This is a genomic window from Salinivibrio socompensis S35, from assembly GCF_000513715.1.
Taxonomy (GTDB): domain Bacteria; phylum Pseudomonadota; class Gammaproteobacteria; order Enterobacterales; family Vibrionaceae; genus Salinivibrio; species Salinivibrio socompensis.
Window position 1 is genome coordinate 1 of the sequence record NZ_AQOD01000118.1, and the last position, 13,327, is coordinate 13,327.

At 53.0% G+C, this 13,327-nt stretch carries 12 protein-coding genes, 1 tRNA gene and 3 pseudogenes; 8 read left to right on the forward strand and 8 right to left on the reverse strand.

Features of this window, described 5'->3' with window-relative positions; translation table 11 throughout:
* Window positions 1–280 precede the first annotated feature (280 nt).
* From DZ54_RS0112995 to DZ54_RS27520, 4 genes and pseudogenes are all read right to left on the reverse strand, one after another.
* Complete coding sequence (locus tag DZ54_RS0112995) at window positions 281–703, reverse strand: CBS domain-containing protein (protein ID WP_025674526.1); 423 nt, start codon at window positions 701–703, stop codon at window positions 281–283.
* The gene (locus tag DZ54_RS0113000; protein ID WP_025674528.1) at window positions 700–1,050 is read right to left on the reverse strand and encodes a P-II family nitrogen regulator; all 351 of its coding nucleotides are present in this window, start codon (window positions 1,048–1,050) and stop codon (window positions 700–702) included. The genes DZ54_RS0112995 and DZ54_RS0113000 overlap by 4 nt, the downstream gene beginning before the upstream one ends.
* Window positions 1,051–1,059: 9 nt before the next feature.
* A complete protein-coding gene (locus DZ54_RS0113005; RefSeq protein WP_025674529.1) occupies window positions 1,060–1,647 on the reverse strand; it encodes a DUF1538 family protein in 588 nt (195 codons plus the stop codon).
* Window positions 1,644–2,370 (reverse strand): annotated as a pseudogene (locus DZ54_RS27520) (DUF1538 family protein). Before DZ54_RS27520 ends, DZ54_RS0113005 begins: the two are co-directional and overlap by 4 nt.
* 224 nt (window positions 2,371–2,594) lie before the next feature.
* Here DZ54_RS27520 and DZ54_RS21645 point away from each other — a divergent pair.
* A pseudogene (locus DZ54_RS21645) lies at window positions 2,595–3,493 on the forward strand (TIGR01777 family oxidoreductase).
* A 123-nt stretch (window positions 3,494–3,616) separates the two neighbouring features.
* Here the strand turns inward: DZ54_RS21645 and DZ54_RS0113030 are convergent.
* Both DZ54_RS0113030 and DZ54_RS21650 read right to left on the reverse strand, forming a co-directional pair.
* Complete coding sequence (locus DZ54_RS0113030) at window positions 3,617–6,058, reverse strand: ABC transporter permease (RefSeq protein WP_025674536.1); 2,442 nt, start codon at window positions 6,056–6,058, stop codon at window positions 3,617–3,619.
* Window positions 6,045–6,733 (reverse strand): annotated as a pseudogene (locus DZ54_RS21650) (ABC transporter ATP-binding protein). Before DZ54_RS21650 ends, DZ54_RS0113030 begins: the two are co-directional and overlap by 14 nt.
* Here DZ54_RS21650 and tesA point away from each other — a divergent pair.
* From tesA to DZ54_RS0113050, 3 genes are all read left to right on the forward strand, one after another.
* A complete protein-coding gene (gene tesA / locus DZ54_RS0113040; RefSeq protein WP_025674538.1) occupies window positions 6,732–7,343 on the forward strand; it encodes a multifunctional acyl-CoA thioesterase I/protease I/lysophospholipase L1 in 612 nt (203 codons plus the stop codon). The pseudogene DZ54_RS21650 and the gene tesA sit on opposite strands and share 2 nt — an antisense overlap.
* A 29-nt stretch (window positions 7,344–7,372) precedes the next feature.
* Window positions 7,373–8,218 carry an SDR family oxidoreductase gene (locus tag DZ54_RS0113045; RefSeq protein WP_025674539.1) on the forward strand — a complete coding sequence of 282 codons (846 nt, stop codon included), beginning with the start codon at window positions 7,373–7,375 and terminating at the stop codon, window positions 8,216–8,218.
* 463 nt (window positions 8,219–8,681) lie between these two features.
* Window positions 8,682–9,536 carry a co-chaperone YbbN gene (locus DZ54_RS0113050; RefSeq protein ID WP_025674540.1) on the forward strand — a complete coding sequence of 285 codons (855 nt, stop codon included), beginning with the start codon at window positions 8,682–8,684 and terminating at the stop codon, window positions 9,534–9,536.
* A gap of 22 nt (window positions 9,537–9,558) precedes the next feature.
* Here DZ54_RS0113050 and cueR read toward each other — a convergent pair whose 3' ends face one another.
* On the reverse strand, window positions 9,559–10,002 hold the full coding sequence (gene cueR / locus DZ54_RS0113055) for a Cu(I)-responsive transcriptional regulator (protein ID WP_025674542.1): 444 nt from the start codon (window positions 10,000–10,002) through the stop codon (window positions 9,559–9,561).
* A 102-nt stretch (window positions 10,003–10,104) separates the two neighbouring features.
* Between cueR and DZ54_RS21655 the strand changes: the two genes are divergently transcribed.
* From DZ54_RS21655 to DZ54_RS26845, 4 genes are read left to right on the forward strand one after another with little or no spacing between them, the layout of a single operon-like run.
* Entirely contained in the window at window positions 10,105–12,246 is a 2,142-nt protein-coding gene (locus tag DZ54_RS21655; RefSeq protein WP_420804858.1) for a cation transporter, read from the forward strand.
* Window positions 12,153–12,692 carry an HAD-IC family P-type ATPase gene (locus DZ54_RS27525; protein WP_420804859.1) on the forward strand — a complete coding sequence of 180 codons (540 nt, stop codon included), beginning with the start codon at window positions 12,153–12,155 and terminating at the stop codon, window positions 12,690–12,692. Before DZ54_RS21655 ends, DZ54_RS27525 begins: the two co-directional genes overlap by 94 nt.
* A gap of 12 nt (window positions 12,693–12,704) precedes the next feature.
* Window positions 12,705–12,884 (forward strand): hypothetical protein, encoded by a 180-nt coding sequence (locus DZ54_RS27530; protein ID WP_240474007.1) that lies wholly within the window; start codon window positions 12,705–12,707, stop codon window positions 12,882–12,884.
* A gap of 12 nt (window positions 12,885–12,896) precedes the next feature.
* Window positions 12,897–13,022: a DUF411 domain-containing protein gene (locus tag DZ54_RS26845; RefSeq protein ID WP_276202045.1), complete on the forward strand. Its 126-nt coding sequence runs from the start codon at window positions 12,897–12,899 to the stop codon at window positions 13,020–13,022.
* A gap of 108 nt (window positions 13,023–13,130) precedes the next feature.
* On the opposite strand, the gene DZ54_RS0113070 is transcribed toward DZ54_RS26845, so the two are convergent.
* Window positions 13,131–13,207, reverse strand: a tRNA-Pro gene (locus DZ54_RS0113070).
* Window positions 13,208–13,327 lie beyond the last annotated feature (120 nt).

Here is a 13,327-nt window from a genome sequence, read left to right on the forward strand (position 1 = left end):
TACCTTACTATAAGTTTTTTAATTTCTAGCTCTGTCATCTATGCCACTTTAAGTGTATATACAAACAGCATTATCGTATATCACTAGCCTATCAGCAAGCATATTGTTGACACCCTTTTTATTGTTATTTCTCCCGAACTTCGAGGTCAGGTCTTGTCTTTTGACTCTTATTACTTTTTGCATATCAAAGTTGACTGAGTATCATTGTGTGATTTGAAGGCGTAACTCATTTTGGGGCACAAATGAGCTAGCCCCACTCCCTCCAAAACCACCTACTCATCTAATCCTTCCTATGCTGGCTCTCCACTTCTTCGGCGAGCATGCCGTAGATGACGATCAGGTTATAACTGACCATGCCGAGGACTTGGCCATTTTCGATCACGGGAGCGCGGCTGATGCCGAAGCGTTCGAACAAACGGGCGCAGTATTTCACGTTCATATTGGGCGATACGCTGAGCGCGGGCTTGGTCATAATTTCATAAACATTGACCCGTGATGGGGCGCGGTTTTTGGCGAGCACTTTTTTGGCAATGTCGTTCATTAACACAATGCCAAATTCGTCATGTTCATCGCGTTTATTGACGATAATCGCTTTCACTTCTTGTTCGCGTGCAATGCGGATCGCTTCTTCGACCGTGGTGAGCCCATCAATACACACGGCATGGGCATGCATCACATCTCTTACCGTTTTATGTTGTTTCATAGCTCGTCCTTCACCACTTCGGTTAATTCTCGCATTTGGTGGGCCACGCCCACGGCATCTTCCACATCAATTTGCACCGCAATGCCACTGCCGGAGGTGGCATCAAACTCGCCCACGTCATTAATGGTTTCGAGTATAGTGCGCGCTAAGTGCTCTTCCACCAGGAAGATGGCCACGTCCCGCTGCACATCGAGTGTGAGCCCTAAAAAGGTTTTCTTTTTCACCAAGCCTTCGCCACGCGCGTTGTTAATAATGGTCGCGCCGGTGGCACCGGCTTGTCTGGCGGCGTCGAGCACCGCATCGGTTTTGGCATCTTCAATAAACGCCATAATTAATTTGAACCGCATAGGCTCTCCTTACGATGAACGCTGTGCGTGCTTTTTCTGTAAATAGGCTGTGATTTGGGCATAGCCCATCACGGTGATTATCGGAAACAAACTGGCAAACGCAATTAAGCCAAAACCGTCAAGCATCGGGTTTCTTCCCGGTACGGTAGAGGCCAGCCCCAACCCGAGCGCCGTCACCAAGGGCACGGTTGAGGTGGTCGCCCCGCCCGATACTTTGGCCGCTTTTATCGCTACCGCGATTAAGGAGGGCTCGGCCACGGTGGTGCTAAAACCTATCGCCGCGGCAAACAGGTACACCCAATAATAGGCTTGCCAATCGATCTCACCGCCCGCTTTGAGCGCTGCGCCGACAAAATTGGGGGCAGTCAGCTGCTCGGCCATCGACGAGCCGAGTGGGAACAGCGCCAGCTCCAGCCCCATTAAAAATAAGCTTAAGCCGAGGATGACATAGAAAAACCCGAGGATAATTCGTTTGGGGTTATTGAGCGCTTTGCGCAATACAAACAGTTGAAAGCCAAAGATGATCGCGATAATCGGGATCACATCACGCACGGTGGAGAAAAAGGTGTTGAGGAATAAGGTGAGTGGATTGTTCATGCCACCACCATGCCGTAGGCCATCACAAAGATCATCGGTGATAGCGAGGCAAAGGCAATCAAGCCAAAGCCATCCACCATGGGGTTACGCCCTTTTATCACGGTTGCCAGCCCCACGCCAAGCGCGGTGACTAGCGGCACCGTGATAGTCGAGGTGGTCACCCCACCTGAATCATAGGCAATGCCGATAATGCTGGGCGGTGCGACCATGGTCATCGCCACCACTAGCAAATAGCCGCCGATAATTAAGCGGTGGATCGGCCAGCCTTTCATGATCCGCACCACGCCGAGCACAATCGCAAACCCGACCGAGAGCGCCACCGTTAGACGAAGGCCATTGGCGTAGTTGTCTTTGGCGGCGTCACTGGTTTGTATCATCCCGCCATTGGCGGCGACATCTGCCGCCTCAGCCGCCACCGCGGTGAGCGCAGGTTCGGCAATGGTGGTGCCAAAGCCAAGTAAGAAGGCAAACGCAAATCAGCCAGCCTAAACTCCCTTTATGCGCCAGGGAGTGCGCCATCGATTCGCCAATTGGGAATAGGCCCATGTCTAAGCCGTACACAAATAAGGTCAGCCCGACCACCACCAGCACCAACCCAAAGGTGATGGATATCCAGTTAGGCAGCGGTTGTTGCAGAACAATCACTTGAAAAAAGCCGATCACCAGGATGATGGGTAACAGATCGCGAAAGCTTCCTAGCAATGATTTGAATAACGCTTGCATGTAGGCGACATGACTCCTTGCGCATTAACTGAAAACATACTCTTTATGTGACTATTTATGTTAACACTCCCAAATTAAGGAGCGAGAGGCAGAGCATAAAACTGCGCGATCCAACCGATTTTGGTTGCGGTACGTATCAAGATGCAAAGCAATCACTTGCGCTAAGTCTAAAACCCTCTTAGCGTTACAGTCAGGGATTACACCAATATGTTAGGACAGCAGGCATGAAGATTCTTATTACCGGCGGCACTGGCCTGATAGGTCAGGCGCTGATTCCGCGATTACTCACTGAGCATCAAGTCACTGTGCTGTCTCGGTCGGTGGCAAAAGTGACGCAGTGTTTTGACGAGAGTGTGACACCACTAGAGCGGCTGGATGATTTGGCGCATTTAAATGATTTTGATGCAGTGATTAACTTGGCCGGTGAGCCCATCGCCGATAAGCGTTGGAGTGAGCAACAAAAAGGGATTATTTGCACCAGCCGCTGGGGGCCTGACCGAAAAACTGGTGGAGAAAATTCATGCCAGTAGTACGCCGCCACACACCTTTATAAGCGGCTCAGCGGTAGGGTATTACGGCGATCAACAAGACCGCGCTTTTGATGAAACCTTGATGGTCCATGCCGATGACTTTGCCCAACACGTGTGTCATCAGTGGGAGAAAATTGCCTTGAAAGGTGCCTCAACGAACACCCGAGTGTGTTTGCTGCGTACCGGCGTGGTGTTAAGTGCCGAAGGGGGGCGCGTTGAAACGGATGATGCTGCCTTACAAGCTTGGGCTCGGTGGCCCGATCGGCAAAGGGCAGCAATATATGCCGTGGATTCATATTGATGACATGGTCGGTGCCATTATCCATCTATTGGCCAAGCCTGAGCTCAAAGGGCCCTTTAACTGCACCGCCCCAGAGCCGGCGACCAATAAACGCTTTAGCCAGGCGCTTGCCCGTGCCTTAAAACGCCCGCATGTATTCTTTGTTCCCACTCTCGCGATTAAAACCATGATGGGCGAAGCGTCGCACTTGTTGCTCGATAGCCAGCGCGCCTTGCCGCATGCCTTAGAGGATTCAGGCTTTAGCTTTCAGCACCCCAAGGTGGAAGAAGCGATGCAGTCGCTTTTTAAATAGCGGCCCTCGCCTTTGACACCAGCGTGTTGCTTGCTAGCCGTTCTGCACAAAAAAGCGGGTATCAATTTTTTTGATACCCGCTTTGCGATGTGTGACACGATGACGCTTTACACCCTCACCGCATTAACGCCGTTGCGGATCAATCAGCTTACGCAACATCGAGGCGACGGTAACAAACACCAGCGCCACCGCCAATATGGGCAGCACTGCCCAAAGCTCAGGGTGCAGGCGTACTTCCATTTCAAAGCCCCACTTGAGTAGCCCGGCCATCGCTGCTTCAGCGCCAAACACCGCCATAAGGCCTGACACCAAGGCCATCACGCCGTATTCACTCCACAAGGTGCGTTGAATTCGAGTGCGGCTCGCCCCCAAGGTGCGGTAGAGGTTTATTTCCTGCTGGCGTTCGCTCAGGCTGATGCGCAGCAAAGTCAGTAACAGCAGCAGGCCGCTGATCACCGCCAGCCCCGCCAATACCGAGAGCGACAAACCAATTTGTTGCAAAATCGACTGGATACGCCCACTCATGGTGCGCAAGTCGAGGAGCGTGACGGTTGGATAATCGCGCGCAAGCCGATTAAGCAATGACGTTTGTGATTCATCGAGCCTAAAGCTCACTAACCAGTTGGCCGGTTTGTCGGCGAGTGTGTCACGGTCGAAAATAAAGTAGAAATTGGGCCGCATATTGCGCCACTCTACTTCACGAATCGAGTTGACGGTGGCGGTAAAGTCTTGGCCGGTGACGCTAAAGGTGAGGCTATCGCCAATTTCAATCCCTAAACGCTCGGCAATATCCGCTTCCACCGATACGCCATTTTCACTTGGCCACTCCCCGGCAAGCACCTCGTTGTGCGACGGCAAGGTTTCACGCCAGGTAAAGTTCAATTCACGGCGCAGCGCTTCATCGGCTTCATCGCGCTCGGCCTCATCGGTGGAAACCTGGTAGCGCTCGCCATTTTTGCCCACTAACCGCCCGCGCACGATCGGATACGCATCGGATCGCATCAGGCTCGCGTCATCAAGTTCACCCACATAGTCTTGCTGCGCACTCGGGGCAATGTTGAGCGCAAACACATTGGGCGCATCGGGCGGGAGCATCCGCCCCCAATCGGCCAGCAGATCGGTGCGCAGCAGCCAGATAATCGCCAGTAGCATAAAGGAGATCGCCAGCGCCCCTAACTGCACGCTGCTTGCCAGTTTGTTGCGGGTGATCCGGCTTAATGCGAGCTTGACCGACGGCGCACGTACGCGCGATTTCACCAATCTGAGCAGGCCTAATCCTGCCAGCGCGAGCAGCACAATCATCGCTGCCATCGCCGCTAACACACTCCAGAGCAAGGTGTTATCAAACGCCCATAGCAAGAGCGCGCCGACGGGAACCGCGATTAAGAGCGCAGCCGTACCACGACGCCGTCTGCCGCTACCAGCTTGTGATTGCACCGCAGCTAAGGCAGGCGCGTCCAGCAGCTTCAGCAATGGCACGCCCAGTGCCGGTAACGCCACCAGCAAGGCGACCCCGGGGGCGAGCACCCAAGGCACCCAGCCGTAGCTCGGCAGCGGTGAGGGCAACACATCGGTCAGGGGCAAGCGCAGTAACACCTCCAGCACATAGCCAGCACTTAAGCCCACTACGGTCGCTAACACAAACAATAAGGTCAGCTGACGCGCTAACCAGCGCCGCACCCATTGCTGACTGGCGCCTAAGCTTTTCAGCATCGCCACCAAATTCGCACGGCTTTTGGCATAGTGCTGACAGGTTAAGGTTAAAGTAGCCGCGGCCATCACAATCACCAATACCACGGTTAACGACAAATACTGGCGGCTGCGATCCAGCATATCGCCGGTGCGATCGGAGGTGTTTTCATCCACCCAGCGCTCGCCGTCTTGCAGCGTATAGCTGGCCCTTGCGGCACTTAAACTTGGCTCATCACCGGTTAAGAAGTAGCGATAACGTACCCGGCTCCCTTCGCGCACCACACCGGCGGCAGGCACATCGGCACGGTGCATCATCACCGCCGGCATTTGGCTGAAGGGGTTAAACGACAGCTCTGGCTCGGCGGCCAGGGTGCCGCTCACGTTCAGATCAAGATTACCAATCGAGACGGTATCCCCCGGTTTGACATCCAGCAAGCTAAATACCCGCTCGGAGAGCCATAGCTCTCCCGGCTGAATGCGCCGGTCACCGCCAATGGCTTGGCCGTTTTGCTCCAGCACCAAGTCGCCTCGCAGCGGATACAGGCTATCCACCGCTTTGACGCTCACCAGCTGCATGTTTTGCTCGCTGAACGCCATGGTGCCAAAACGAGTTTGTGCTGATACCGTGGTACCCGCTTGTTTAAAGCGCTCAATTTGCTCCGTGTTCACAGGCTGACGCGTGCTTAACACGGTATCAGCAGCGATCAGGTTGCGCCCTTGTTGGGTGAGGACGTTTTCAATCCGATCCGCCAATGCGGAAAGCGCAAACACACAGGTGATAATCAGCGCCAGCGCCACGGCAACCGGCCATATTTGCCCATGCAAAAGCTCTCGCCACGCCCAGCGATTGAGTAGTCCGTTATTGCTCGCCATTGACGTGCTCCTGTAGTTTGCCGCTGTCCATCATCAAGGTACGCTGGCAGCGTTTGGCCAGTGCCGGATCGTGAGTGACCAACACCAAGGTGGTACCGTGCTTTTTATTCAGCTCAAACAATAAATCAATAATGGTTGCGGCGGTTTTTTGGTCGAGATTGCCGGTCGGCTCATCGGCAAACAGTACATGCGGGCGGATAATAAAGCACGCGCCAGGGCGACACGCTGCTGCTCCCCGCCAGAAAGTTGTGAGGGTAAGTGCGTTTCCCGTCCTTGTAGCCCGACCGACGCTAGCAACTGTTTGGCACGGGCTTCATCTTCGTTTTCGCCACGAATGGTCAGTGGCAGCATCACATTTTCTAATGCATTCAGTGATGGCACTAAAAGAAAGCTTTGGAACACAAAGCCTACCGATTCAGCGCGCAGCGCCGCACGGGCGTCTTCATCGAGCGTCGAAAGCTTGTGACCGAGCAGATCGACTTCGCCTTCACTGGGCGTATCTAACCCGGCAAGCAAAGTCATAAGGGTCGATTTCCCCGCGCCCGACACGCCCATTAGCGCAATCGACTCGCCTGCCTCGATTTGTAGCGAAACATCCTGCAAAATGGTAAGCGGCTGTTCGCGTGTCACGACATGTTTTGCAATTTTTTCGGCTCGAATAACAGGAGAGGCCATGTTACGCATCCTTACTTTGTTGTGTTTTTTGTGGGTGAGCAGTGCCAGTGCACAAACGCTCCTTGTCCTTGGTGACAGCTTAAGTGCCGGCTACCAAATGGCGGCTGAACAAGCCTGGCCTGCCAAGCTGCCGCGCGCACTGAAAGACCACGACCTTGATGTTGAGGTGATCAATGCCAGTATATCGGGTGACACCACGGGCAATGGCCTACAACGTTTGCCACAATTGCTCGAACGCCACCACCCTGAGTGGGTGCTGATTGAGCTCGGCGGCAATGATGGCCTGCGGGGTTGGCCGTTTAACCGTATACGAGACAACCTTAAGCAATTGATCACTCAGGCGCATACAAGCAACGCCAAGCCACTGTTGGTACAAATCCAAATTCCGCCCAATTATGGCCAGCGCTATGCACAAGGGTTTGCTGATATTTATCCTACACTGGCAGAACAAACACAAACCCCACTCTTGCCCTTTTTTATGGAGTCTGTGATCCAAAAGCCTGAATGGATGCGTGATGATGGCATTCATCCGATGCCGGCCGCCCAAACGTGGATTGCCGATTTTATGGCAGAGCAACTGGTACCGCATCTGTCACAGCCTGACAGTTAATCGACAGTAATCAACCAATAGGGATAACGATGACACCCACCACCCCCTTAAAGAACGCGATCCTTATCACCGGTTGTTCAACGGGGATCGGTTATGCCTGTGCCAACGCCTTGCATGCCCAAGGCCACACGGTGATCGCAAGTTGCCGTAAGGCGGAGGATGTCACACGGTTGCAGCAAGAGGGTTTAACCTGCATTCAGTTAGATGTGTCGGACAGCCATAGCATTGATCGCGCGGTGGCCACAATTGATGAAATGACCGGTGGGGTCTTGTTTGGCCTCTTTAATAATGGCGCTTACGGCCAACCTGGCGCGCTGGAAGATTTGCCCACCGACGCGCTGCGCGCACAATTTGAGACCAACCTATTCGGCTGGCACCACCTCACTCAAGCTCTGTTGCCGTTACTGCTCAGTCATAGCGGTGGACGGATTGTGCAAACGAGTTCGGTACTTGGCATTGTCGCGCTTAAATACCGCGGCGCGTATAACGCCAGCAAGTTTGCCTTGGAAGGCTGGACCGATACCCTGCGCTTAGAGCTCAGCGATACGCCAATTAAAGTGAGCTTGATTGAACCCGGCCCGATTGAAACCGCGTTTCGTGCCAATGCGCTCAGCGCCTTTAAACACTGGGTGGATTTCAATAAAAGCCGCCACCAGCAGGCATATCAAAGCCAATTAGACCGCCTCGCTGCAGAAGAAGGCGGCAACAAATATACCCTGCCCGCTAACGCTCTGGTTGCCCCTCTGCAACATGCCTTGTTCTCGCCGCGTCCGAAGGTGCGTTATCGCGTCACTCAGCCCACCGTATGGATGGCGATTCTCAAGCGACTGCTCCCTAGCCGCTGGCTGGATCGGGTCTTGCTCAAAGGCAGTTAATGCAATAATCAGCCATCGCGATAAAAAATGTGCTGATTGCCTCATTTGTCATACTTTTGTCATAGAGGTGGGCTAATCTAGCTTGCAATGGCGAGAAAGGCTTCGTTCACCCCGAGCCGCGGATACTCTCTTGTCAACAGGAAGTACAATAAAGACAAACACAACAATAGGGTCTGTTGACCCTAGGAGCCGGCGGATGACCTTGCATCAATTAAACTGGCTCTGCTTGAGCGTCGCATTGTGCGTGGTGCTCTTGTTTTAACCCGCACACATTATTAGTAAAACGTCGCTTGTTTGCAGACCGACGAAATAGGCCACCAAAAGGTGGCTTTTTCGTTTCTCGCCCCCCTGGTTTGCTTTGCACATTCCCGTGAGCTTAAACACGCAATTACACGGCCAGTTGCTTGAATTTCTGCGCGTTTGCCCCCACTCTTTATGGAAATCCATTTCGTCAGGATCCATGATGAACGCAAACTATATCGTCGAATTAACCGAGCATAATTTTCAGCAAATTCTCGAATCATCGTCACGCACACCGGTGCTGATTTACTTTTGGGCCAATATGATGCCCGAAAGCGTGGAGCTTAAACCCACCGTCGAACAAATTGCTCACGACAGTCATGGCACCTTTACGCTTGCAACCATAGATTGCGAAGCCCAACAACTGATCGCGGCCCAGTTTGGTGTTCGGGCGCTTCCAACCCTGGCATTGTTCAAAGATGGTCAGCCAATTGACGGTTTAGCTGGCCCACAAAACTACGACACAGTGCGCGAAATGCTTGATAAGCACCTACCTAGCCAGGAGAGCCAGGCGTTTGATCAGGCGCGCCAGTTAATGGCAGAGGGCAATTATACCGATGCGCTTGTGATCATTAAGCCGCTGGAGTCCAGCCTTGGCGATAAAGCGGAATACAAGCTTGCCCTCGCGGAATGCTTGGTGGAAACCCACCAGTTTGATGCCGCACAAGCCATTCTTGAGACCATTTTGCTGCAAGATCAAGACACAACTTATAAGTCATTGATCGCAAAAATTGAATTGCACCATCAAGCGGCGGATGGACCCGAAATTCGACGCCTGCAAGCAGCACTTGAAGAAAACCCGGATGATGCCGGTATTACTTACGAACTGGCTTTGCAGTTTAATCAAATTAACCGCAGTGAAGATGCGCTTGAACTCTTGATGGGCATTTTGCGCCGCGATCTGAACTACGCCGACGGTGATGCCAAGAAAACCTTCATGGATATTTTGGCCGCACTCGGCCAAGGCAATGAGATCGCCTCACGCTATCGCCGCCAGCTCTATTCGCTGCTGTACTGATCGTTTAATTGACGGCTGGCGATTAAGCCTCCGATGCGCAACAACTTGAAGCATCGACTTTAAAATCGTCTAGCTCACTGTCGCCGCGCAGTGCTTCGATAATCGGACACTGCGCGTCACCATCGCCTGGACAAGCCTGAGTCAAGGTGTGCAATGTGGTTTTCATCGCCGCCAACTCTGAGATTTTTTCATCAATTTCAACTAGTTTACTCTCTGCGCGTGCTTTAACATCGGCACTACGCAAGGACGGATCACGCGATAATGCCAATAAGTCGGCACTCTCATCTAACGTAAACCCCACCAGCCGCGCACGGCGAATCATTTGTAGCTCAGTCACATGCTGTTCGCGGTAATCCCGGTAGCCGTTATCGGCACGATGTGGCGGAGTGATCAGCCCTTTTTGTTCATAAAAGCGAATGGTTTTGCTGGTTAAGCCGGTTTTTTCTGCCACTTGTTGAATTTTCATATCCGTCGCTTGACCTTCTAGTAGCTATAAGGTTTACAGTCTAGCTTAACTGAAATTGCAAGCGTCACCAACATCGAATGATGGGAGGCGTAAGGAGAAGCAATGACGACGACCGACACCAAGATCACCTATTACACACTGCCGTTAAGTGGCCTAAGCTGCCAAGGGTGTGTGAAAAAAGTGACGAAAGCGCTCGAGGATATCGACGGCGTTCGCATTGAGGACGTTAACACCCAATCACTCTCACTAGAGACCTGGGGCGAAAGCGAACAATACTCTCTTCGCCAAGCTGTCTCAGCAATTGAATCGCTTGGCTATCATGTTGGCTACCACCATCATTTAACCTTAAGTGGCTTAAACTGTGGTCGCTGTGTCGCCAAGGTAGAAGCAGCACTCGACGATCAGCCGACCGTGTTTACACACTCAGTCAGTAAAACCCATGCTGAGGTGCACACCAGCTTGAGTGCTGATGCGGTGATCGACATTATTGATCAGCTTGGCTATCAGGCTGAGCTTGCCGCTAAAGAGAGTGAAAACGTAAGCACTGATAACAAATCACCGTCACAGACAGACGCAAGTGACGCGAATCCAGAAGCCTCAGAAGCCTCAGAAGCCAAGTCATCCTCCGTCGATAATCCTGTAGACTCAAGCAAGGCCACCCGTCAGCAATACGTATTATCCGGTATGACCTGCGCGAGCTGCGTGCAAAGTGTAGAAAACGCGATTAGCCGTGTAGATGGTGTCGCGAACGTGAGCGTTAACCTGGCCGAGCGTAGCGCGATTGTTAAAGGCAGTGCATCGTCAGACGCCATTGTTGCGGCGGTAGCAAACGCTGGCTATTGCGCGGAAAAAGTCGAAGATGATAATGATCGGCGTGAGCGCCAGCAGACCCAGCAAGCCAACGAGCTAAAAAACTTTAAGCGTAGTACGTTCGCCGGCTTAGGTTTGGGGGCACCGCTGATGGCGTGGGGCGTATTTGGTGGCAGCATGACCATTCAGTCGACCCAAGATCAATGGGCGTGGGGTGTTATTGCGATAGTGACCCTTTTGCTCCTTGCAACCGGTGGCCGTCACTTCTTTGCCAATGCCTGGCAAGCGCTGATGCATAAACGTGCCACTATGGATACCTTGGTGGCGCTTGGTACAGGTGCCGCGTGGCTGTATTCCACCGCGGTGGTGCTCGCCCCTGCCTTGTTCCCCGAGCAAGCCCGTCATGTGTATTTTGAAGCCTCAGCGATGATCATTGGTTTGATTAGCTTGGGCCATGCGATTGAAGCGCGTGCCCGTGCCAATACGTCTAAAGCACTCGACCAATTACTGGATTTACAGCCACCCACAGCATTAGTCATTGAAAACGGACAAGAAACAGAGCGTCCGCTTGATGAAGTGAAACAGGGAATGACACTGCGAGTTAAACCTGGCGCTAAGGTGCCGGTTGATGGTGAAGTAGTAGATGGTAGCAGCTATATCGACGAATCCATGCTGACCGGAGAACCCGTGCCTGTTCATAAAACCGCGGGAGACACACTTCATGCGGGGACCGTGAACCAGCAAGGTGGCTTAACCTTTAAAGCCACCGGTGTGGGTAGCGATACTATGCTGGCACGTATTATTGATTTGGTGCGCGAAGCACAAAGTAGTAAGCCCGAACTGGCGAAGCTTGCCGACCGGATTTCGGCGGTGTTTGTGCCTATCGTGGTCGCCATTGCCATTGTCACTGCGGCGATTTGGTACTTTGTCGGCCCAGAGCCATCGGTCAGCTACATGCTGGTCACCGCGACCACGGTATTGATCATCGCCTGTCCCTGCGCGCTTGGCTTGGCGACTCCCCTGTCCGTTACCGCCGCGGTGGGTCGTGCCGCCGAAGTCGGGGTATTAATCCGTGACGCGGATGCGCTGCAAACCGCCGCGAAGCTACATACCTTGGTATTTGATAAAACAGGCACATTGACCCGCGGCCAGCCCGAAGTCACCCATGTGAATGCCATTCACGGCGACCAAGAGCGTCTCATGGCGATTGCTGCCTCACTGGAGCAACATTCTGAACACCCATTGGCGCAGGCGATTGTTGCTATGCCAAGCAGCAGACACTTTCGTTGCCGACATCAAACGATTTTAACAGTGAATCTGGCAAGGGGATCCAGGCCAAGATCGATGGCGATCGCTATTACATTGGTAACCAAGCATGGATGCAAACGCAAGGGATCAATACTGACGCTCACCAAGCCGATATTGACGCCATGACTCAGCGTGGCGAAACCGCGATTTATCTCGCCAATGCGGACAGCGTACAAGCGCTTATTGGTGTCAGTGATCCTATTCGTGACGATGCCATAGACGCTATCGCTCGCCTACAACAACAGGGGCTTGAAGTGATCATGCTCTCTGGCGACCACCCTGATACCGCCAATGCCATTGGCCGTCAGCTAGGCATTGATCACGTTATTGCCGGGGTGCTGCCTGATGGGAAATCGGAACAAATCCAGTCTCTCCAACAGCAAGGTAAATGCGTTGCCATGGTCGGTGATGGTATTAACGATGCGCCGGCACTTGCGCAAGCTGATGTGGGTGTGGCGATGGGCAGCGGCAGCGATATTGCGATAGAAAGCGCGCAAATTACGCTGATGCACCAACACCTTGGCGCTTGGCAGACGCCATTGGGCTATCTCAAGCCGCGGTACGTAATATGAAACAAAATCTCTTTGGATGCGTTTATCTACAACACCTTGGGGATCCCGATCGCCGCCGGCATCCTTTACCCCTTTACCGGTATGTTGCTCAGCCCGGTGATCGCGGGTGGCGCAATGGCGCTCTCTTCGATCACGGTGGTGACCAATGCTAACCGATTACGTTTTTTCAAAATAAAATCAGACGATAAGTAACAAGGAGTGATCATGAAGCGTTTACAAATACTGGCCGCCACCGTGGGCCTGATGAGTGCCTCAGCCATGGCGGCAAGCGGCGTGGTATATAAATCCCCCAGCTGTGGCTGCTGTGATGACTGGGTTGAGGATATATAACGAAAAAACCCAGCCAAAAGGCTGGGGTTTTGCGTTGGTCGGTGAAGAGGGATTCGATTGGACCGGCTTCCGGCCCCCGACCAAATATGCTCTCCACCACCTGGATAGTGGTCGGTGAAGAGGGATTCGAACCCCCGACCCTCTGGTCCCAAACCAGATGCGCTACCAAACTGCGCTATTCACCGTTAATGCTTTTTACGTCAGCCAAGTAACGTTAGATCACTCAGCTTTAGAATAATGGTCGGTGAAGAGGATTCGAACCCCGACCCTCCTGTCCAAACCAGATGCGCTACCAAACTGCGCTA

Excerpts from the sequence above, each read along its gene's own strand:
- DZ54_RS0112995 (WP_025674526.1), bottom strand. The coding sequence starts at position 703 with ATGAAACAACATAAAACGGTAAGAGATGTGATGCATGCCCATGCCGTG.
- DZ54_RS0113000 (WP_025674528.1), bottom strand. The coding sequence starts at position 1,050 with ATGCGGTTCAAATTAATTATGGCGTTTATTGAAGATGCCAAAACCGAT.
- DZ54_RS0113005 (WP_025674529.1), bottom strand. The coding sequence starts at position 1,647 with ATGAACAATCCACTCACCTTATTCCTCAACACCTTTTTCTCCACCGTG.
- DZ54_RS0113030 (WP_025674536.1), bottom strand. The coding sequence starts at position 6,058 with ATGGCGAGCAATAACGGACTACTCAATCGCTGGGCGTGGCGAGAGCTT.
- tesA (WP_025674538.1), top strand. The coding sequence starts at position 6,732 with ATGTTACGCATCCTTACTTTGTTGTGTTTTTTGTGGGTGAGCAGTGCC.
- DZ54_RS0113045 (WP_025674539.1), top strand. The coding sequence starts at position 7,373 with ATGACACCCACCACCCCCTTAAAGAACGCGATCCTTATCACCGGTTGT.
- DZ54_RS0113050 (WP_025674540.1), top strand. The coding sequence starts at position 8,682 with ATGAACGCAAACTATATCGTCGAATTAACCGAGCATAATTTTCAGCAA.
- cueR (WP_025674542.1), bottom strand. The coding sequence starts at position 10,002 with ATGAAAATTCAACAAGTGGCAGAAAAAACCGGCTTAACCAGCAAAACC.
- DZ54_RS21655 (WP_420804858.1), top strand. The coding sequence starts at position 10,105 with ATGACGACGACCGACACCAAGATCACCTATTACACACTGCCGTTAAGT.
- DZ54_RS26845 (WP_276202045.1), top strand. The coding sequence starts at position 12,897 with ATGAAGCGTTTACAAATACTGGCCGCCACCGTGGGCCTGATGAGTGCC.